The sequence below is a fragment of the uncultured Mailhella sp. genome, from assembly GCF_947631555.1.
Taxonomy (GTDB): domain Bacteria; phylum Desulfobacterota; class Desulfovibrionia; order Desulfovibrionales; family Desulfovibrionaceae; genus Mailhella.
Genome location: NZ_CANRLT010000029.1, coordinates 10,910 through 29,694, shown reverse-complemented (window position 1 = coordinate 29,694; position 18,785 = coordinate 10,910). Strand labels below are relative to the sequence as shown.

The window sequence follows — 18,785 nt, the reverse complement described above, 5'->3', positions numbered from 1 at the left end:
GCATCTCGGTACCCTCCGTTTTTTTTTGAAGGATAGCATAATCTCAAACATTTGTCATTATAAAAGTCAGTGTCTCATTTGTTTTTTACTGGACAAAAGAAGAAGGCCGAAACCACATTTTTCTTAGTGATTTCAGCCTTCTATGAACCATTTTGGGCTGTTGGGTGGTGCCCAGAGGGAGACTCGAACTCCCACGCCAGTTGGCACTACCACCTCAAGATAGCGTGTCTACCAATTCCACCATCTGGGCACGCAAATTGATTTACAGGGAACAGCTGACTCTGGCAAGTGTTTTCTTTACCTTTCCAGGAAAAAACAGGCTGCGCCCCGAAGAAACACGTTCATTCCGTTGCTCCTTTTCAGGGAAAGGTCAAAGTCTTAGCCACAGACAACGGCCAAAGTCATACCTTTTCTTTGCTGCCCTCCTAAATAGCGGCGTTGAGCAGGAGATTGTCGCGGTGGATGACTTCAGAATAGTGGGCATCCCCAAGGACAGCGGCCGCGGCTGCACTTTTCAGCCCGCGGATGCGTTCAACGTCCTCCGAAGAATAGTTGGAAAGGCCCACTCCGAGCTGCCGTTCGCCCTCCATGATGCGCACCAGGGCACCGGACTCAAACTGTCCGCTCACGCTTACGATGCCGCCCGACAGAAGGCTGCCGCCCTTTTCCTCCAAAGCCCGCGCTGCGCCTGCGTCCACCTGAAGTGTGCCCTGAGGCTCGGACTGGTAGGCCACCCAGTACTTGCGGCGGGACACGGTCTGTTCCAAAGGCCGCACCCATGTACCGACCTTCTCCCCCGTGAAAGCACGGTCGAGAATATCCACGCTGCGGCCAGGCAGAATCAGTGTAGGGACGCCGAGCTGCGCGGCACGGCGGGCGGCCAGAAGTTTGGACTGCATTCCGCCCGTGCCCACACTGGTCTTTCCGCCGCAAAGCGCATCGATATCCAGCGCACTGATATTCTCGATCGTCTCCAGAATCTTGGGCGTTTCGCCGGGTGCGGCCTTTTCGGGATTGACTGCCAGGACTCCGCCGGCGCTGGTAAGGTTGACATACAAGTCTCCTTCCAGCAGGTTGAGCAGCAGACTGGCGAGCTGGTCGTTGTCGCCAAACTTCAGCTCCTGTACGGTCACGGTGTCGTTCTCGTTAACGATGGGCACAACCCCCCAGTCCAGCAGCTTCATAAACGTATTACGGGCGTTGAGAAAGCGGGTACGGCTGCGGAAGTCGTCCCGCGTGAGGAGAACCTGGGCGCAGACCAGCCCGTGGGCCGCAAAGGCGTGTTCATATTCGCGCATGAGACGCCCCTGTCCGATGGCGGCCAGTGCCTGACGCCCGGAGAGCCCTTCTGCGTGGCAGTCGCGTCCGACCATGACCGTACGACCTGCGGCCACGGCTCCGGAGCTTACCAGGCAGACGCGGCGGCCTGCCAGCACCAGTCGGGCGATCTGCTCCACCAGATTGAACAGCACGGAAAGGCGCATCCCGTGAGCCGAAGCCAATACCGCGCTCCCCACCTTGACCACCAGCGTATGCGCCGAAGCCAGCGCCTGCTGTCGTTCATCCATCATTCGTGCGTCCATACCACTTCGATATCGGGGAACTGTTCATCGACAACGGTTTCTTCTCGATACCGCACCAGAGGTTCATTTCTGTCCAGCTCACCGTAAAGCCGCCACATGCGTTCCACCAGCTCCTCCACACCGACGCCGTCCCGTGCGGAAATGAAGGAAATCTCCCTTCCGTCGGCGCAAGCCCGCGCCCGAAGCGCTTCGAGCTGCTCCGGCGTACAGAGGTCGATCTTGTTGACCACTTCCATCTGCCGGCGGCCGGCGAGCTGTGGGTCAAACTGCTCAAGTTCGTCATTAATAAGTTCAAAGCCGGCCCAAGGAGCGTCCGAGTCCAGATTCACATCTTCCACACTGAGGATGTGGACAAGGAAGCGTGTGCGTTCAACATGACGCAGAAAGCGATCGCCAAGGCCCTGTCCGGTGTGCGCGCCCTCGATAAGCCCGGGAATGTCGGCGATAACCATGCGGCGATCGGGATCGCCGTCGTCTATGAGTACCCCGAGATTGGGAGTGAGCGTGGTAAACGGATAATCCGCAATCTTGGGCCGCGCTGCAGAAACCTGTGAAAGAAAGGTGGACTTGCCCGCATTTGGAAGACCGAGAAGTCCGGCATCGGCGAGGATCTTCAATTCCAGACGGAAGCTGCGCTCTTCGCCGGGATCTCCGCTCTGTGCAAAGTGGGGGGCGCGCATGGTAGCTGATTTGAAATGTTCGTTGCCCTTGCCGCCTCGCCCTCCAGCCGCCAGCAATACCAGACTGCCGGGGTCGGAAACATCGGCAAACAGGGTTTCCCCCTGCCCCGTGCGCTCATAGAGCTGCGTTCCTGCTGGCAGGTCAATGATAAGATCCTCACCCTTGTGCCCGTCGCACTGGCTGCCCATGCCGCCTTGACCGTTTCTGGCCTCGTAGATGCGCTTGAGGCGAAAATCGTACAGGCTGTACAGACGCGTTGAGGCACGGGCGTAAACGCTGCCGCCATCGCCGCCGTTGCCGCCGTCAGGTCCGCCGCGGGGCACAAATTTTTCCCGGCGAAACGACACACAGCCATTTCCGCCCTTGCCGGCCTTAACCTGAATGATGGCTTCATCCACAAATCTCATGATGATTCCTTGTTTTTTGATAAAACGCTTATGGACGAGCGCCCTGGAGCAGGTCCAGAAAAGACGAAAAAGCGAGAAGAGCCGAAGCCCTCCCCGCCTTTACGGTCAAAAACTGCCAGAAGCTATGCTGCGGCTTCCGCGGGAACGATGCTCACGCGCTTATGCACACGGCGTTTGCGGAAAAACTTTTCGAACTTCACGATGCCGTCGCACTTGGCAAAGAGGGTGTAGTCGCGGCCCATGCCCACGTTGGCGCCAGGATAGACGACGGTGCCGAGCTGACGGATGATGATATTGCCGGCAAGAACCTGCTGTCCGCCGTAGCGCTTTACGCCTCTGCGCTGGCCTTCACTGTCGCGACCGTTGCGGGAGCTGCCGCCTGCTTTTTTGTGTGCCATGATGAAACTCCTTAAAAAATGGTACGCCGTCAGGCAACAATACCGGTAACGGTGAGAACGGTATAATTCTGGCGATGGCCCTGTGTACGGCGCTCGGCCTTGCGGCGCTTGTGCTTGAACACCACGACCTTGTCGCCGAGGATGTGATCCACGACCTTTGCGGTCACCTTGGCGCCTTCCACAACGGGGGTGCCGATCCTGGTGTTTTCACCGCCGAGCAGGAGCACACGGTCAAGAGAAACCTCGCTGTCCTTTTCCGCATCCATGAGATCGACAACGACCTTGCTGCCTTCCTGAACGCGGTACTGCTTGCCGAGCACTTCAACAATTGCGTACATTAAAAACCTCCGAAAACGAGACAAACATGAAGCCTGCATCACATACAGGTGCGGTGGAACCAATGATACCACACTTCCTGAATGCTGCTTGCAGGCATGTCGACCTGTTCCCGCTTATCGGTGCAGGTGCGCCTCTCCCAAAGAGAAAGACGGCTTTTCCATACAGGGAAGTGTCTTAGCGGATGCCCTGAACGGACATCTGAGGGGCGTTTATAACTGTTTTTTTCAACGATGGCAAGTCCTTTTCCCGCCTTGAAAAATGCCCATTCACGAGGGATAGCATTCTCTCCTCCTGGCGGCTGAAAATGTCACTACGGGCTTTTACACGAGAGTTCGTCACCGCAAACTTGCACTTCTGCCCCAAAAGAGGACGTACGCTGACATCTCGCGTTACAAATTGCCCCTTATTTGAAATTTTAAAGTAATGATAACAACGCTTCTACGAATAAATGCCAAAACGATATTGTTTATATTGTTTTATTGAATATCATAAAAACATATCACTTAAAATTATCATTAACCATTTTTAAATTTGGCATTTTAAATCTAACTTTATTTTATGATACTCATGTCCATTATCCATTACAAGAGAAAATTCCTAGTTTTGAACACATCTGAAATCTTCTCAGGGAACGCATCAAGGAAATCAATAGCCCAGCAAACGACCATTATCGTTCCAGTCGCCATACATGACACCATTCCTCGTGTTTTCGATCAATTTGGCCAGCCTGCGCCGAAAGACCTCTGGCCATTTTTTCTTTCTCTGCATCGTGTCTATGCGCACCCGCTGGTACAGAGGCGAAAAGGACATGAATGTTTCCCAGACCGCGCGTTCCGCCCGCAGAGCGTTCAGCGCTTCGGGATCGACCACAAAACCGGCAGGCGACAGATCGGGAAGCACGGCTCTTCCGACCGCAGTCATACGTCCAAGGTTTTCCAGTCTGCGGCAACGCTCCTTATTGAGTTCAGACCACAGGCTGTGCCCCTCCGTCTGGAGGCAAACTTTTGCGCCGTGACAGCCCAAACTCTCTTCGTCGTGCTGTCTATCCAGCCGAAACACAGCGCCTCTTCCATGGCGCGGTTTCTTGCGTTCAAGACATTGGCAGGTTCCATGCTTGTGTGCATTTCGGCCTGCTGAGTCAACGGCGAGAGCAGAAGCGCAGGCTGTGGGCAAGAAAAGCCAGAACGCGGGCGAAGGCGGCTGAGTCCCCCGAGAAATTTTTGGGATCGGGAAGCTGTATCACCAGTCTTCCATACACGCGTTCCTGACAAAAGCTCTGCAGAGAATGGGGCAGGGACAGGGCATCACGTGCATCAGAGCCAAAGATCAGCAATACCCGAGGGTCGAGCCGTTCCACGCCGGACCAGAACAGCGAAGGCAGAGTGCTCATCACCACTCCCGGCAGAGCATAGGGCCAGAAGACATGGGTTCCTCCGGGATGCTTCAGAGCAAGAATCATGCGGACTATGGCCTGCTGCCTGTCGGGGTCGGCTGTTCCCATGAGGTCTTCCCCTAATCCATCGTAGGTCCACAAAACCAGCGGCGAAGGCGGCAAAGGACGTCGCTTCTTGAGTGCCTGCCACGGGGCGGGCCAGTCCGTTTCAGGAAGGACACCGGGCGGAGCTGCGTTCTCAAGTGAAGGAGAACGTTCCGCCCCCTGTGGAACAGAAGCAATGGACGCTGGCTGCGTTTTGAAGGGGGGCAGGGTTTTCAAAGAAGCGCTTCCGCGGGAAAACTGTGCCACGGAGGGCGCTGCTGTCCGTTCCCGGCGGACAGCATAAGGCTCCGGCTCAGGAGTCCGGCCGTCCGCTGCGGCCTTGCCCTCATCTTCATCGCGCGACATGGCAAGCAGCGTTTTCACGCGCTCTTCGCTCTCAAGGAGTAGCGCCGAGAGTCCCGCTTTGAGCCAGGGACGAAGAATGGGTGCGTATCCGTTCATACTTCCAGCGAACGTATCCAATCGAGAATTTTCCAGGCTGCGTGCGGCTTGGGCATATCCGGCCAGAATTCCTCCCGGCCCTGTGTATCTGCCACAAAGACACGGTTGGACGCGCGGGCGAAGCCATCAGAGATGCGGTTCCCCACGATAATGTCAGCGCCCTTATACGACAGTTTGCAGTGGACGGCCGCGGCCAGAGCGTCCATGTCAGGCACACTCTCGGCGGCAAACCCCACGACAATCTGCCCCTCGGAGCGTTCTTCGGCAAGGGTACGAAGAATGTCGGCATTGGGCAGGAAGCGCAGGGAAAAACCTTCTTCCGCCCTGTCCTTCTTGAACTTGCCCGGCCCGTGCGGTTCAGGACGGAAATCCGCTACCGCCGCCGTGAATACACCGGCAGTTGCCCGTCCCCACAGACGCTGTGCCGCATCCAGCATCTGCACGGCACTCACGACATCGTATCTGTGAAAAAGCGGATCCTCCGGCAGCCAAAGCTCCACGGGTCCGCATACCGCATACACTTCCGCCCCGCGTAACCATGCAGCAACGGCGATGGACGCCCCCATCGTTCCCGTGGAGGCGTTCGTCCAGAAGCGCACATCGTCCCAGACTTCCCGCGTGGGACCAAGGGTGATCAGGACGGACTGGCCTTCCATATCCTGAGGCGTGAGCGCCTTGAGACCGGCAAGGTAAATCATGCGCAGGTCGGCAAGGCGTCCCTGCCCTTCGTCACTGCAGGCTACTTTGCCGCTTTCCGGCCCGGCGAAGAGGAAACCGCGCTCCCTGAGAATATCAACGTTGCTTTGGGTGGCCGGGTTCTGCCACATGCGCGGATTCATGGCCGGTGCCACGACCACAGGCCCGTCAAAGGCCAGAGCCTGAGCAGAAAGCATATCGTCGGCACGCCCCTGCGCCAGCCGTGCCAGCATATCCGCCGTGGCCGGAGCGATGACCATGGCATGTGCCGTCTGTCCAGGCTCCAGATGCTCAAAGGGTTCCTGCCCGTCAAACATGTCTCCATAAACGGGTTGAGCCCCAAGTGCCTGAAAGGTCAGCGGCGTGACGAAACGCCGGGCCGCAGCCGTCAGCGTGGCACTGACATCCGCGCCCGTGTCCTGCCAACGGTGAACCAGTTCGGCTGCACGGAAGGCGGCCACCGAACCGCACACGCCCAGATGCAGTCTTTTCCCGGAGAACAGCTTGAAAAGCAGATGCTTTTCCATGACGCCTCCTATTCGGAAAGCTGCGTCACCTGTGAAGAAGAAGGTGCGGAGGAGAAACCTCCGGTGCCCGTTCCCATGCCGCTGTCCATACTGCCGGAAGCGTCGTAACCCAGAGAGAGGATGTCCACATTCACGCCGTTAATGACCCACACGTCCATCGTCGTATTCATGACGTTTTCGCGGAAGAACAGCGCCGCGTAGTGCGGGGCCTTTTCATAGAGCTGGACAGAACGCACACCCACGCTGGAACCACGCAGCTTCCAGCCCTGACGCGCCATGTTCTGCATCATAACGTTGGCCAGCGTCGTAAGCTCCACCCGTCCGGAAAAGGATTCCAGTCCGAACTTGCTGCCATCCGGAGCCACCGTAACCAGCGTCTCGGAAGGTGTACTCGTCATGGGTGCGGGGATGGGAACGTCGCGGAACTGGGAAATATAGGTCTCGCTGACGCTGGGCTGTTCAAAAGGGTTGGAAATGGAAGGCATGGAAGAGCAGCCCGAAAGCAGGAAGGCTGCGGCCACACCGATAACTATCGCGCGTATTTTCATAGCGACCTCCAGAGAAAAGCGGACATATTAAGAAGCGGCCTCACCGCCCTGCCAATACAGATAAAGGATACGTCAAAAAACAAGTATGTGCAAACAGATATCCACCGCAGAAAACAGACGCAGTCCGAGCCACAGCCATCCGCAACTCAAATGCAAACCTGCTCCTGCCTGCTGGCCGCCCCTCCAAATTAACCATTCGTTATGTATTGCTTAATATTACCAAACAACTCTCTCGGAAGCGTCTCTCATTGGCAAAACAGCCTTGACACCACTCCTAAAGACACGGCACAGTGAAAAGAGTACTCAGGCATTCCCCACCCTATTCCGGCGGAGGTTCTTATTTCTGAGATCCGAAAAAGCCCCACCCTGTCAAAAAGGGGCCGGAGCAACCCTTTTCGAGGCAAACACCATGCAGGACTCGCTGCTCATCCACCTGATCTGGATACTGGCCGGCTTCGTCAACGGTGTGACCTCGTTCGGCGGCAATCTTGTGGCTACGCCACTGCTCACGCTCTTCAAGGAACCAGAGGACACCGTGGTTCTCGCCTGTCTTTCGGGCCTGTGCATCACGCTTCTCATGACGTTCTTCTACCGGCATCATCCCCCGTGGAAAGATCTTCTCACGCTGGTCGGCGCGAGCTGTATCGGCGCACCTGCCGGACTTCTCTTCTTTGGCCGAATCCCGACGGACTTCTTTCTCCTGCTGCTCGCCTCCATTCTGGTCTTCTTTCTGAGCTGGCAGCTTCTCCCTGAGAAATATAAGCGCGCCAGGACGCGGCTGCCCCTGTGGACGGGACTGCCCGTTGGCTGTGCCTTCGGTTTTCTGTTCATCCTTACCAGTATGCCCGGCCCCGTAGTCGTTATCTGGGGACTCCTGCGCAGATGGAGCAGGCAGGAGATGATGTTCATGATGAACGCCGTCGGGGCGCTTGGAGCCGTCATCGCAGCGGTGAACTACTGGGGCGCAGGATATCTCGGACTTGCGGAGTTCAAAAATGCCCTAGGAACGTTTCCATTCTGCGCCGCGGGCGTCTTCCTCAGTATTCCCGTTGTCCGGCGCATGAGCACGGAGACCTTTCGAAAAGGTGTGCTTCTCATGCTGGCTTTTTCCGCTCTCGTACTCCTGGTCAGGGCGTTTCGTTAGCTCTCTTCTCATCGGGCACACACCTAGGCCGCAATTTCTGGCGACGATCGTACAGAAAAGAGCGGCGGCATTCAGTACGGAAACGGCAGAATCTCAAGAGGGACGGAGCGCCGTATGCAGTCCAGCAGCCTGAAAACTTCGTCACGCTGGTGCGGCGAAAAGAGGATCTTGAACAGTGCGGCCTTCGGATCCAGTACGGTGAGCATGGTCAAATGCCCGCACCCGCCTTCCAGAATATAGCGAAAAAGACCCGTATCACAGGGAGCGATACGGATCAGCAGAATTTCGGAAGCTGCAGCTGCGGGAAGGCGGACGAGTCCGAACCGCCGGTGCGGGTGTTCGGGTTCTCCTCTTCCGGCACAGGGAAAAGGATGTTCGTCCACGGCTACTTCATGCGATAGGTGATGCGGCCGCGGGTGAGATCATAAGGAGAGAGTTCAACCTTCACCCGGTCACCGGGGAGAATACGGATATAAAACTTGCGCATCTTGCCGGAAATGTGAGAAAGAACTTCGTGGCCGTTTTCCAGCTTCACGCGGAACATGGCATTGGGAAGGGCCTCTTCCACGATGCCGTCAACTTCAATGGCGTCTTCTTTGGGCATGGTTCCTCCAGATAAAATACGCCGTTACCTTCCCCAAATATCGGGGCGCTGTCAAGAAAAACTCTCACAGCGAAACCTTCAGTCCCTCGAAAAAGATACTCATCCCTGCAGAAAATTTCGCGCGGCTCCACCGCATCCCTGTGGACAGACGCTTCAGACCGTGCGACAACAAACCCCACCAAGGAGCTGTCCATGCACTTCGAACTGAAACGGGATCTTTTAACAATAGGTGCCATCGTCCTGTCTTCGCTGGTCATGGCCGTCAACCTGAACACCTTCGTTCTGACGGGAGACCTGTATCCCGGCGGCGTCACGGGACTGACCGTGCTGATCCAGCGCTCCGCACGGATGTTCCTGGGACTGCATCTCCCCTACACGCCTGTCAACCTGCTGCTGAACGCCATCCCCATCTACATCGGCTTCCGCTACATCGGCAGAAAGTTCACCCTGTATTCCTGCCTGTGCATCGTTCTGACCGCCATGCTGACCGATATCATGCCCTCCTATGTCATCACCTACGACATTCTGCTCATCAGTGTCTTCGGCGGCGTTATCAACGGGCTGGCCGTCAGCCTCTGCCTGCTGGCAGACGCCACCACAGGCGGCACGGATTTCATCGCCGTCTACATCTCGCAGCGTAAGGGCATTGATTCCTGGAACATCATCCTGTGCTTTAATATTGTTATCCTGCTCATCGCCGGAGCGCTTTTCGGCTGGGAAATCTCCCTGTACTCCATGATCTTCCAGTACGTTTCCATCCAGACGCTCCACCTGCTCTACAAGAAATACCAGCGTACCTCCCTGCTTATCGTCACGAACAAGGCGGATGAAGTCTGCCAGGCCATCTTCACTGCCAGCCAGCACGGAGCCACCATCCTCACGGGAGAAGGCTCCTTCGGACACCGGGAACGCAAGCTTGTGTATTCCGTGGTTTCCAGCGACGAAAGCAAGAAAGTCATTCACGCCGTGAAAAAGGAAGACCCTGAAGCGTTCGTCAACGCCATCAGAACCGAAGAGCTTTCGGGACGATTCTATCAACGGCACATGGAATAACTCCCGTGGGATGCGGGCGAAGCGGCGGACTTCAGCCGTCCAGACGACTCAGCTCCTCCCACCTGCGGAAACGGCGCAGCGTCAGGTGACAGACGGCAATAGCCAGCGCGTCCGTCACGTCCAGCGGGCCTTCCATAGATGCCTGCCCCAGAAGCCGGGTTACCATGTATGCCACCTGATCCTTCTCAGCGCGCCCAGTGCCCACCAGCGTCTTTTTCACCAGCGTGGGTTCATAGTCCAGCACGGGCAGACCGAAAGACGCGCACACGGCAATGGCTGCTCCCCGTGCCTGGGCGAGCTTGATGGTGGACTGCACGTTCTTTGCGGCAAAAACCTGCTCCACCCCAGCCTCATCGGGTCTATGCTCCTCGATGACTGCACGCAGGCCGTGATAGATACAGGCGATGCGCTCCGGGAAAGTTGCGCCCTTAACACGCAAGGCTCCACATGCAACGAGGGACAGGCTGCCTGAACACTCGCGCACCACTCCCCAGCCGGTGACATTGGAACCTGGATCTATGCCCAGCGCCGTGATCGTCGCTGCGGAAAGTGAAACGGTAGCCATGACGCCTTACACTCCTGAACATCCCAGAAAATTTTCTGCCGCGGAACCGATAAAGGCTGACCGCCCTCCTCTCGGGCAAGACAAAGCAAAAAGCCGGGGCAGACCTCTCCACCCCGGCAAGAAAACAGCGAAACAGCGCACCCGTCAGCTTGCGGCTTCTTCAGTAGTATCGTCCGCACCTTCCATGAACACGGAAGCCATGGTGAAGTCGGACTTATACACAGCGTGGACGCCTTCGGGAAGCGGCATGGTGGACACGCGCACGGACTGTCCGATCTCAAGTCCGGTGACATCGAGAAGCACCTTGCGGGGCATGGCTTCGGGCTTAGCGGTGAGAAGCACTTCATCACGGTAGGTTTCGAGCGTGCCGCCCATTTTCACCCCCTTAGGAGTGCCGGTGTATTCCACCTGAACCCTGACCTTGATCTCCTTGTCAAGGTCCACGCCCAAAAAGTCCACATGGGTGAAGGTGTTCTTCACGGGAGAATACTGAGCGTCCCACACGAACACGGGGTGCAGGGTCTTGGCACCGTTCTCGTCTTCGATCTCAAGCTGGAAGACGTTGGTACGTCCGACCTGATCATAGATCTTGGTGAGCGGCAGCTCGGCGGCCTGGACGGGGATATTCTGCCCGTCGGCCGTGTAATACACACCGGGGACAAGATCCTTCGTGCGAAGACGGCGGTTGACGCCCTTGCCGAAGGCGGTACGCTTCTGGACAGAAAGAGTTTTCAGTTCGGACATGATGCTTTCTCCTTATGGGCCGTCTCCCGTCGAACGGGGCGCGGCGCGATATATCGTCTTCAAGCCCCCAATCAGAACAGGGCGCTTACGGAAGATCCGTCATGGATGTTGCGGATACTCTTGGCAAGGACTCCGGCAATGGAAGCCACGCGGAGCTTTTCGCACTGGGCGGCGTGTTCGCCAAGAGGAATGGTATCGGTCACAATGACTTCCTTGAAAGGAGCCGCGGTCAGACGCTCGCAGGCCGGGCCGGAAAGGACGGCATGCGTGGCGCAGGCGTAAACTTCCTTCGCGCCTCCCTCGATGAGGATGTTGGCGGCGGTGCAAATGGTGCCGGCAGTGTCGATCATATCATCGACAAGCACGGCGACTTTACCGCTGACGTCACCGACAATGTGCATTTCGGCCACCTGGTTTGGACGGTCGCGGCGCTTGTCGATAACGGCCAGGGTAGCGTCCATCTTCTTGGCAAAGGAACGGGCGCGCTCCACGCCTCCGGCGTCAGGAGACACCATGACGAGGTCGCCGGACAGCGCGCTGAGCTTCTTCAACAGTACGGGGCGAGCGTAGAGGTTATCCACGGGGCAGTTGAAGAATCCCTGAATCTGGCCAGCATGCAAATCCACGGTCACCACGCGCTGTGCGCCGGCGACCGTGAGAAAATCGGAAACCAGCTTGGCACTGATGGGCGCACGGGGCGTCACCTTGCGATCCTGACGGGCGTAGCCGAAATACGGAATCACCGCGGTGATGCGTCCGGCGCTGGCACGCTTGAGGGCGTCCAGAATAAGGCAGAGCTCCATCAGGGACTTGTTGGTGGGGGCGCAGGTAGACTGGATGACAAACACATCATGACCGCGTACGCTGGCGCCGATCTCTACCCGCAGCTCGCCGTCGCTGAAAGTAGTACACAGGGCGGGGGTGAGAGAACAGCCGAGGTGGTCGCAAATATCCATGGCCAGCTGAGGATTTGCCGTCCCCGTGAGGATTTTCAGGTCGCCGTACATAGAATCACGCCTTCCAAGCTAAAGTATCTCGGGATACGAAGACGGCATCGCACACGCAACGCCGGGAACACCACTCCGTGGCTGGGGCGGAAGGATTTGAACCTTCGAATGGCGGACCCAAAACCCGCTGCCTTACCGCTTGGCGACACCCCAGTGAACCAGCACCGACAGGCGGCTTCAAAAAAGAAAAGGCCCGGAAACCAGCCTTACGCTCTTTTCCTGTCCCATGATGGCGGCGGCATGGGCCGCTTTCGTCCGGTCACGAAAAAGACCGAATAAGGACGAACCGCTTCCGCTCATCCCTGCAATATTCGCACCCGACTGAATTAACAGCGTTTTTAATGCTGAAAGCTCAGGATACGCGGCGAACACCACAGCTTCAAAGTCGTTCCTGCCATAAAAGTTCTGGCAACTTGAACGGTTATTCTTATCCGCCTTCCTTTCCCCTGTCAAGAAAAATGCGTTGTTTTCTGTGTCCCAGGCCGCATACGCCCAAGCGGTGTTCACGCGGACGAAAGGACAGAGCACCAGCCCCCACCAGTTCTCCAGAGCAGGCTTTGCCGGATGCAGTATCTCGCCGATCCCCTCGGCAAAGCATGGGCCGTCCTTGAGGAAAAACGGGACATCAGCGCCCACGTGGACGGCAAGGTTCAAAAGTACGTCTTCGTTGAGCGGCCTCGGTGCAAAGCGCTGGAGCCAGCGCAGGACTTCCGCGGCATCGGCGCTGCCGCCTCCCAGTCCTGCTCCAGGCGGTATACCCTTGATCAGCTCCACCTCCACCGCCGGGGCGAAACCCGTAGCTTCGGCATAAAGCGCAGCGGCCCTGGTGAGCGTGTTGTGCAGGGGATCTAGCCCCGGCTCGGAGCAGCGTACGCAGAATCCGGCTTCTCCTCGGGACGGCCGGAAAATCAGCGTGTCATGAGGTTCGGGAATGCGCACGAAGAGCGTAGACAACTCATGGTATCCGTTCTCCCTCCGCCCCATGATGAACAAAAAAAGGTTGAGTTTGCAGCCCGTGACGATGGTCTCTTCTCGAAACATGCACCCCTCGTCTGCGATCAGAACAACATGGTACGGATCTCAGCCTTGTCGCCGTTGAGAGCCAGCTCACACACTGCAGCAGCTGCGCTCTGAGCCGCGATCAGTGAACGCAGGGTCTGCATAGGCCCAGAATCAGCGTACGCCTCCAGGACAACCGTACCCCTGCTTTGCTCTATGCGGCAGCGCAGTTCCACCTTGCTATGTCCCTGAGTCTGCAAGGGCAGGAGTGCCGGCACGCCCTCTGCTGCCAGAAGCCCTGCCGTGCGCGCCTGTGTGAGTACGTCCGCGCCTGGCTCGCCGGACAAGCAGCGCCTCAGCGCAGCCTTGGACAAAAACAGCTCCGCCCGTGCGCGCACCCCAACCGGAAGGGACACGCCCTTCCCGTCCCCGCGGGCGGCAACACTGTCCAGAAGTACACGCATCACGCCGTCCAAATCGAGATCGGAGGTGTCCACGATAACGGCGTCTTCGGCCGGACGCAGCGGGTCGACCGCACGAGTTCTGTCCTGTCGGTCGCGCTCCTGTATCGCCTTGAGGATCTCCTCCTCCGCTGCGCCGTTCAGCGCCCCCCGCTCCTCCAATTCCAAAAAACGCCTGTGGGCGCGGACTTCCGGGCGAGCGTCCAGAAAGAACTTGTGCCGTGCCGTGGGGAACACGCGGGTTCCCATATCGCGGCCTTCGGCCACCAGCGAAGAGCGGGAACCAATCCCGCGCTGCGCCCTCTGCAGTTCCTCACGCAGCGCAGGCAGACGCGCCACCAGAGAAGCCAGTCGCCCGGCCTTCTCGGTGCGGATCTCCTCGCCCACGGCCTCGCCGTTGCAGCAGAGTACGGGTCCGTCTCCGTGATCTTCCAGAGAAAAGCGGCAGTCACGGCAGCGAGCACGCAGACGGTCGTCATCCATGTCGGCAGCTCCGGCCCCGAGACGCAGGCCGAGTACACGGTACATGGCCCCGGTATCCAGATAGGCAACACCCAGTTCCGTAGCCAGACGACGGGCCAGCGTGCTTTTGCCCACACCGGCGGGGCCATCAAGAGTAATGACGATGGGCGAGCTCATGAACGCTCCTCCAGAATCTCCAGCAGAGACTGAAGGAACAGCGTGTTCTCCTCATCGGTGCCCATGCTGACCCGCAACCATTCCGGAAGATGGTAGCTTCTAAGTGCTCGGATAATGATGCCCCGGCGCAGGAGTCCGGCGTGGATTGCGGCGGCGTCCACCTTTCCCGCAGGAGGCCGGAACATGAGGAAGTTGGACAAGCTGGGCGTCACCTCGCAGCCTATAGCGCGAAGTTCACGGCTGAGTCGTTCGCGGCCACGGCGCACCAGCGCAACGGTCTCTTCCCGGAATGCCGTATCGTCAAGTGCCGCAATGGCGGCTTCTTCCGCAAGGACGTTGAGCGAAAAAGGCAGACGCACTCGCCAGAGGTAATCGGCAATGCGCTCCGGCAGAATACCATAGCCGATACGCTGCCCCGCCAGCCCGTAAACCTTGGAGAAGGTACGCATGAGTGCCACGTTGGGCACATCCTGAAGCTGGCCGAGCAGCGAATACTCCGGCCCGGCAAATTCTGTGTACGCCTCATCGACGACCAGCAGGCAGGCTGGAGGCAAGGCACGGGCCAGCGCCTTCAGCTCTTCTGGAGAGGCCGTCCGCCCGGAAGGGTTGTCTGGAGAAGTCACAAAGGCCAGCGTGGTATTCTCGTCCGTGAGCGCGAGCAGCGCGTCAAAGTCGAAGGAAAAGTCCTGCCGCAGCGGAGCCTGCCGCAATTCCACGCCCGCCATGCGCGCCTGCGTGGGATACAGTCCGAAGCAGGGCCGAAAGGCCACGGCGTTGTGTACGCCTGGAACGGCGCGAACACGGAAGATCAGGTCGATGAGTTCGTCGGAACCGTTACCCACGAAAATGTTTTTCGGATCCACATGGCAGGCCGCGGCCAGAGCCTTCACCAATCTGGGGTTCCCGGACTGCGGATAGCGAAACACCTCGGAAGCGTGACGACGTATGGCCTCGCGTGCGGCGGGAGACGTCCCCAGGGGATTCTCGTTGCTGGCCATTTTGATGACTCTTTCAAGACCGTAGCGCTCCGCGATCTCCGCGATGCTGAGACCGGGTTCATAAGCCTCGAATGCCTCCACCTCCGGGCGCACATCAAGGCAGGAAGTAAACGACATAGAACACCTTCAACGATAAAAGGGCTTTCTTTCCCTCAACATGCGTGGAAAGAAAGCCCAGGTAAAATCTCGCAGGGAGCATCGTGCCCCTTTGCGATCCACTAATCCTTGTAAACGGCTCCGCCCTTGTACCCTTCGGAAGGACGGATGGTCAGTACCGGCAACGGCGAATTCATGACTACCTTTTCGGCCACGGAGCCGAAGAGTATACGGTCGATGCCCTTGCGGCCATGCGTACCCATGATGATCATGTCCGCGCCTTCCTGACGGGCGATGTTAAGAATTTCCTCCGCGGCGTAGCCGACCACGACCTTACCCGTCGTCTCGACGCCTTCAAAATTCTCGGCTACGAACTGAGACATAGCCTTTTCAGCACCTGAAACAATTTCGCCGACAAAGCTGTCTATGGTATTCGGCGGCACATGAAATCCCGTGTACTGCGTCAACGTGGGGGCCGCGTACACAGCGATGATGCTGGCCCCAAGAGACTTGGCAAGAGTGACGGCATATCCGGCCACCGTCTTGCTATGCTCGGAAAGATCAAGAGCACAGAGGATCTTTTGCATCTTGGGCATACTTGCCTCCTTCGTTTGCGGTTTTGACCGATACCATCTCTTCTAGGACTGACACTACCTGTTTTTGCGTAAAACTGCAAGTGTAAAGTCGGTAAAACGTATTTACCCGCGGCCCGTGTCAGCCGCATCTTCCCGAAAGGCGTCCGTATCCGGCTCCCAGTGCGCGGCGGAGATAAGTTCCTTTTCCGTCAACTCACGGATGCCGCTTTCTTCGGGCAGAACCTGATCCCCGCGCAGTTCCAGCACTTCCTCAGAAACCACTGCGTCTTCGCGCCTGAGTTCTACCCAATCCCCGCCGGAAGAGTCCAAGGCAGACTCTTCGGGAACGGGAACCGCCGCACGGCGGCTGACAAACCCGCCCCGCCGCCGCAGGTTCGTCTTCCCTGAAAGCGTTCCGAGGGCAAAACATCGCACACTCAGCTCAGGACGGGGACCACTTCTGCCCGAGACAAGCCATTCTGCCAAAGCACACAGGTCACTGCCCGGCACGGGTTGCATCAGTATTTCCTCGAAGCCTGCCTTGCTCATGCGTTCCGCCTGTTCTTCACTCCGCGCCAGAAGCAGGAAGGGGACAGAGGGTAGAGAGCGCTCCCCTTCAAACATACGAATGGAAGCCAGTGTCCGGGCCATGTCCTCCTCGTTCAGTGACCCGTCGAAAACAACAAGTCCCGCAGGGGAAGCGGCGTAGAGCATGAACGTCTCGCTTCCATCACGAGCCTCACGGATACGGCAGTCCACCCCTTCCAGATAGTAGGCACAAAGCTGGCGGCACAGTCCGTCATCAGCGGCAAGAATGGCAAGGCGACCGTCCGGACGGGGGAAGGCAGAAGACACCTCGGTGGACATCTCCCGCACGATGGAACCGTCCTCTTCCAGAGGAGCAAACTCCATGCCGAAGGTCAGCTCCAGCCCCTGGAACGTGCTGTCCACAAAGAGTTCTCCTCCGTCCTCCGCAGCCAGTTCCCAGACTCTGGAGAGCAGCAGACTGCTCCGCCCGCGGGGCGGCTGCCCTTCCCCATTGTCGCTGACCGTGAACAGGAGATGACCGGGGTGCGTACTCATAAGCGAGCGGCGGACTTCAAGCCGCACCGCACCGCGCTCCGCCGCGCCTACGGCGTCAGTGAGCAGGAGAGAAAGCAGTGCGGTCAGACGGGTACTGTCACCATGGTAGCGACGCCGCAGGTGCGGGGCCACATACCACGCAAGGCCAAGGTCCTTACGGTCAGCCTCGGCGGAAACGGAAGCGAAGACCTTCTGGATGATCTCGCGCAGGTCGAAATCCCGCTCCACACGGCGAGGTATGACAGAGGAACGGCATTCGCCGCGCACCAGCTCTGTCATCTGGCGGGACACGGCCACCAGGCCATCGGCATGGCGCATCACTTCAACCGTCTCCGGGCCAACGCCCAGACGGTTCAACGCCTGATCCAGACGGCAGGATTCCGTGAGAAGCTGTCCGGCGAGTTCTCCCAAAGAGGCTTGCAGGGAAGCGGAAACCTTTTCTTCAGGCTCTTCCGATGCGAAAATTTCCAGCGACTGCGGCACCGGTTTCTGGGCCGCAATTTCCGTACGGCGCGGCGCAAAGGCCGTCAGCAGAACCAGTCCGACCACCGTACCGCAGGGCAGGGCCAGCCCCCAGAGCTGCGCCTCAGCACCGCGGGTCAATCCGTAAAGCGCCGCAAGTGCACTGCCGCCCATGACCAGGCACGCCAGAACAAAGGGGCCGCTTCCACGAACGCCGCGCACCAGCAGACAGAACGCCGGAACAAGGCAGATCGCCCCCATGACGGGCCACACAGGGAGCAGCCGCGCCGTCCAGCTCCACCCGGGGATCAACGGCAATGCGGCGACGCAGGCTCCGGGCAAAGCGAGCAGCAGAAAGACCACGTCCAAAAACGGCGACGTGCGGTGCGTACTCATGAGCGCCCGCCCCTCGTGGGGCAGCATGACCAGCGCCGTACCGGCGGCCAGTATTCCGGGGAGCACGTCCAGCGTCATGCGGTCAGCGGTTGCCGGTACACCCAACACTGCCTGTACTGCCGCAGCCGTGGCCAGAATCGCCGTCCAGATCCGCCCTTCTCCGTGTTCGGTGATGCTGAGCAGCAGACAGAGAACACTGAGCATGACAAGTACGGCAACGGTCGGAATATGCACGAAGCGCTCGGGATCGGAGCCGAACCTTTCCAGACTCCGCAGAACGGGTCTGAACCACAGGCCGGGCAATCCGCCGAGACGGATCAGCGTCTCGCCGCCCGTATTTTGAAGCAGATACAGCCCGGAAGCGGAAGCCTCCACGGATGTCCAGCCGCTTCCGGAAGCCGTCCAGACCTGCGTCCCCCCGGGAATCTGAAGTCCCAGATCCAGCCAGAAGCCCTGCGCGGGAAGCGTGCCGGTGTCCGCCGGCGAAAGCGCGAGCCACAGTGCCCCGGAACGCCACAGCCCGAGATTGTCCAGCGGCTTGAACTCGGCACGGTGTTCCTGCACACTTTCGACATTCAGGCGACCTGTTTCATCCAGAAACATGGAGAACCGTGCCTCTCTGACAGCGCTGCCAGTGCTTTCCTCCTGAAGCGCTGCCGGCTTGGCAGGAGGGACCTCAGCACGGATGGGTGCAGGTACGGGAGCGGCGATTTCGACCACGGGTGCGGTCGATAACTGCGGATCTTCAGAAGCCGCGGCGGCGAGACAGGCATGAAGGACGCCAAAAAGCGCCAGCAACACTGGAAGCAAGCGAAAAGTACGCAGTGAAAACATGGCGCTA

19 protein-coding genes, 2 tRNA genes and 1 pseudogene are annotated in these 18,785 nt (G+C 58.5%); 2 read left to right on the top strand and 20 right to left on the bottom strand.

Annotated elements, in window-relative coordinates; all coding sequences use genetic code 11:
• Nucleotides 1–165: 165 nt before the first annotated feature.
• The 9 genes from Q0Z94_RS05800 to Q0Z94_RS05760 all read right to left on the bottom strand — a co-directional run bounded on the left by Q0Z94_RS05800 (nt 166) and on the right by Q0Z94_RS05760 (nt 7,118).
• Nucleotides 166–250, bottom strand: a tRNA-Leu gene (locus Q0Z94_RS05800).
• 175 nt (nt 251–425) lie between these two features.
• A complete protein-coding gene (gene proB / locus Q0Z94_RS05795) occupies nt 426–1,583 on the bottom strand; it encodes a glutamate 5-kinase (RefSeq protein ID WP_298068075.1) in 1,158 nt (385 codons plus the stop codon).
• Nucleotides 1,568–2,671 (bottom strand): GTPase ObgE, encoded by a 1,104-nt coding sequence (obgE, locus tag Q0Z94_RS05790; RefSeq protein WP_298068074.1) that lies wholly within the window; start codon nt 2,669–2,671, stop codon nt 1,568–1,570. Before obgE ends, proB begins: the two co-directional genes overlap by 16 nt.
• Nucleotides 2,672–2,793: 122 nt before the next feature.
• A complete protein-coding gene (gene rpmA, locus Q0Z94_RS05785; protein WP_298068073.1) occupies nt 2,794–3,069 on the bottom strand; it encodes a 50S ribosomal protein L27 in 276 nt (91 codons plus the stop codon).
• 29 nt (nt 3,070–3,098) lie between these two features.
• The gene (gene rplU, locus Q0Z94_RS05780) at nt 3,099–3,407 is read right to left on the bottom strand and encodes a 50S ribosomal protein L21 (RefSeq protein WP_298068072.1); all 309 of its coding nucleotides are present in this window, start codon (nt 3,405–3,407) and stop codon (nt 3,099–3,101) included.
• A gap of 646 nt (nt 3,408–4,053) precedes the next feature.
• Nucleotides 4,054–4,467, bottom strand: coding sequence for a YdeI/OmpD-associated family protein (locus tag Q0Z94_RS05775; protein WP_298068071.1), 414 nt, complete (start codon nt 4,465–4,467; stop codon nt 4,054–4,056).
• A gap of 79 nt (nt 4,468–4,546) precedes the next feature.
• Nucleotides 4,547–5,347 carry a hypothetical protein gene (locus Q0Z94_RS05770; protein WP_298068070.1) on the bottom strand — a complete coding sequence of 267 codons (801 nt, stop codon included), beginning with the start codon at nt 5,345–5,347 and terminating at the stop codon, nt 4,547–4,549.
• A complete protein-coding gene (gene coaBC / locus Q0Z94_RS05765) occupies nt 5,344–6,570 on the bottom strand; it encodes a bifunctional phosphopantothenoylcysteine decarboxylase/phosphopantothenate--cysteine ligase CoaBC (protein ID WP_298068069.1) in 1,227 nt (408 codons plus the stop codon). The genes Q0Z94_RS05770 and coaBC overlap by 4 nt, the downstream gene beginning before the upstream one ends.
• An 8-nt stretch (nt 6,571–6,578) precedes the next feature.
• Nucleotides 6,579–7,118, bottom strand: coding sequence for a hypothetical protein (locus Q0Z94_RS05760; protein ID WP_298068068.1), 540 nt, complete (start codon nt 7,116–7,118; stop codon nt 6,579–6,581).
• Between the two features lie 409 nt (nt 7,119–7,527).
• Between Q0Z94_RS05760 and Q0Z94_RS05755 the strand changes: the two genes are divergently transcribed.
• On the top strand, nt 7,528–8,262 hold the full coding sequence (locus tag Q0Z94_RS05755; protein WP_298068067.1) for a sulfite exporter TauE/SafE family protein: 735 nt from the start codon (nt 7,528–7,530) through the stop codon (nt 8,260–8,262).
• 71 nt (nt 8,263–8,333) lie between these two features.
• Here Q0Z94_RS05755 and Q0Z94_RS05750 read toward each other — a convergent pair whose 3' ends face one another.
• Both Q0Z94_RS05750 and infA read right to left on the bottom strand, forming a co-directional pair.
• Entirely contained in the window at nt 8,334–8,645 is a 312-nt protein-coding gene (locus Q0Z94_RS05750; protein WP_298068066.1) for a DUF4911 domain-containing protein, read from the bottom strand.
• A gap of 2 nt (nt 8,646–8,647) precedes the next feature.
• On the bottom strand, nt 8,648–8,866 hold the full coding sequence (gene infA / locus Q0Z94_RS05745) for a translation initiation factor IF-1 (RefSeq protein WP_077071795.1): 219 nt from the start codon (nt 8,864–8,866) through the stop codon (nt 8,648–8,650).
• A gap of 192 nt (nt 8,867–9,058) precedes the next feature.
• Between infA and Q0Z94_RS05740 the strand changes: the two genes are divergently transcribed.
• Nucleotides 9,059–9,919 carry a YitT family protein gene (locus tag Q0Z94_RS05740; RefSeq protein ID WP_298068065.1) on the top strand — a complete coding sequence of 287 codons (861 nt, stop codon included), beginning with the start codon at nt 9,059–9,061 and terminating at the stop codon, nt 9,917–9,919.
• A 31-nt stretch (nt 9,920–9,950) separates the two neighbouring features.
• Here Q0Z94_RS05740 and ruvC read toward each other — a convergent pair whose 3' ends face one another.
• The 9 genes and pseudogenes from ruvC to Q0Z94_RS05695 all read right to left on the bottom strand — a co-directional run bounded on the left by ruvC (nt 9,951) and on the right by Q0Z94_RS05695 (nt 18,778).
• The gene (gene ruvC, locus Q0Z94_RS05735) at nt 9,951–10,484 is read right to left on the bottom strand and encodes a crossover junction endodeoxyribonuclease RuvC (protein WP_298068064.1); all 534 of its coding nucleotides are present in this window, start codon (nt 10,482–10,484) and stop codon (nt 9,951–9,953) included.
• A gap of 144 nt (nt 10,485–10,628) precedes the next feature.
• Complete coding sequence (locus Q0Z94_RS05730) at nt 10,629–11,228, bottom strand: 50S ribosomal protein L25/general stress protein Ctc (protein ID WP_298068063.1); 600 nt, start codon at nt 11,226–11,228, stop codon at nt 10,629–10,631.
• A 71-nt stretch (nt 11,229–11,299) separates the two neighbouring features.
• Nucleotides 11,300–12,235 carry a ribose-phosphate pyrophosphokinase gene (locus Q0Z94_RS05725; RefSeq protein WP_298068062.1) on the bottom strand — a complete coding sequence of 312 codons (936 nt, stop codon included), beginning with the start codon at nt 12,233–12,235 and terminating at the stop codon, nt 11,300–11,302.
• A 78-nt stretch (nt 12,236–12,313) separates the two neighbouring features.
• Nucleotides 12,314–12,388, bottom strand: a tRNA-Gln gene (locus tag Q0Z94_RS05720).
• Between the two features lie 24 nt (nt 12,389–12,412).
• Entirely contained in the window at nt 12,413–13,276 is an 864-nt protein-coding gene (ispE, locus tag Q0Z94_RS05715) for a 4-(cytidine 5'-diphospho)-2-C-methyl-D-erythritol kinase (RefSeq protein ID WP_298068061.1), read from the bottom strand.
• A gap of 380 nt (nt 13,277–13,656) precedes the next feature.
• Nucleotides 13,657–14,334: pseudogene (gene cmk, locus Q0Z94_RS05710) on the bottom strand ((d)CMP kinase); the annotation flags it as partial.
• A complete protein-coding gene (hisC, locus tag Q0Z94_RS05705; protein WP_298068060.1) occupies nt 14,331–15,449 on the bottom strand; it encodes a histidinol-phosphate transaminase in 1,119 nt (372 codons plus the stop codon). The pseudogene cmk and the gene hisC, both read right to left, overlap by 4 nt.
• Before the next feature lie 101 nt (nt 15,450–15,550).
• On the bottom strand, nt 15,551–16,024 hold the full coding sequence (locus Q0Z94_RS05700; protein WP_298068059.1) for a universal stress protein: 474 nt from the start codon (nt 16,022–16,024) through the stop codon (nt 15,551–15,553).
• Between the two features lie 102 nt (nt 16,025–16,126).
• The gene (locus tag Q0Z94_RS05695; RefSeq protein WP_298068058.1) at nt 16,127–18,778 is read right to left on the bottom strand and encodes a hypothetical protein; all 2,652 of its coding nucleotides are present in this window, start codon (nt 18,776–18,778) and stop codon (nt 16,127–16,129) included.
• Nucleotides 18,779–18,785 lie beyond the last annotated feature (7 nt).

What these genes read in the sequence shown, in the direction of transcription:
- proB (WP_298068075.1), bottom strand. Translation starts at nt 1,583, where the DNA reads ATGGACGCACGAATGATGGATGAACGACAGCAGGCGCTGGCTTCGGCG.
- obgE (WP_298068074.1), bottom strand. Translation starts at nt 2,671, where the DNA reads ATGAGATTTGTGGATGAAGCCATCATTCAGGTTAAGGCCGGCAAGGGC.
- rpmA (WP_298068073.1), bottom strand. Translation starts at nt 3,069, where the DNA reads ATGGCACACAAAAAAGCAGGCGGCAGCTCCCGCAACGGTCGCGACAGT.
- rplU (WP_298068072.1), bottom strand. Translation starts at nt 3,407, where the DNA reads ATGTACGCAATTGTTGAAGTGCTCGGCAAGCAGTACCGCGTTCAGGAA.
- Q0Z94_RS05770 (WP_298068070.1), bottom strand. Translation starts at nt 5,347, where the DNA reads ATGAACGGATACGCACCCATTCTTCGTCCCTGGCTCAAAGCGGGACTC.
- coaBC (WP_298068069.1), bottom strand. Translation starts at nt 6,570, where the DNA reads ATGGAAAAGCATCTGCTTTTCAAGCTGTTCTCCGGGAAAAGACTGCAT.
- Q0Z94_RS05760 (WP_298068068.1), bottom strand. Translation starts at nt 7,118, where the DNA reads ATGAAAATACGCGCGATAGTTATCGGTGTGGCCGCAGCCTTCCTGCTT.
- Q0Z94_RS05755 (WP_298068067.1), top strand. Translation starts at nt 7,528, where the DNA reads ATGCAGGACTCGCTGCTCATCCACCTGATCTGGATACTGGCCGGCTTC.
- infA (WP_077071795.1), bottom strand. Translation starts at nt 8,866, where the DNA reads ATGCCCAAAGAAGACGCCATTGAAGTTGACGGCATCGTGGAAGAGGCC.
- Q0Z94_RS05740 (WP_298068065.1), top strand. Translation starts at nt 9,059, where the DNA reads ATGCACTTCGAACTGAAACGGGATCTTTTAACAATAGGTGCCATCGTC.
- ruvC (WP_298068064.1), bottom strand. Translation starts at nt 10,484, where the DNA reads ATGGCTACCGTTTCACTTTCCGCAGCGACGATCACGGCGCTGGGCATA.
- Q0Z94_RS05730 (WP_298068063.1), bottom strand. Translation starts at nt 11,228, where the DNA reads ATGTCCGAACTGAAAACTCTTTCTGTCCAGAAGCGTACCGCCTTCGGC.
- Q0Z94_RS05725 (WP_298068062.1), bottom strand. Translation starts at nt 12,235, where the DNA reads ATGTACGGCGACCTGAAAATCCTCACGGGGACGGCAAATCCTCAGCTG.
- ispE (WP_298068061.1), bottom strand. Translation starts at nt 13,276, where the DNA reads ATGTTTCGAGAAGAGACCATCGTCACGGGCTGCAAACTCAACCTTTTT.
- hisC (WP_298068060.1), bottom strand. Translation starts at nt 15,449, where the DNA reads ATGTCGTTTACTTCCTGCCTTGATGTGCGCCCGGAGGTGGAGGCATTC.
- Q0Z94_RS05700 (WP_298068059.1), bottom strand. Translation starts at nt 16,024, where the DNA reads ATGCCCAAGATGCAAAAGATCCTCTGTGCTCTTGATCTTTCCGAGCAT.
- Q0Z94_RS05695 (WP_298068058.1), bottom strand. Translation starts at nt 18,778, where the DNA reads ATGTTTTCACTGCGTACTTTTCGCTTGCTTCCAGTGTTGCTGGCGCTT.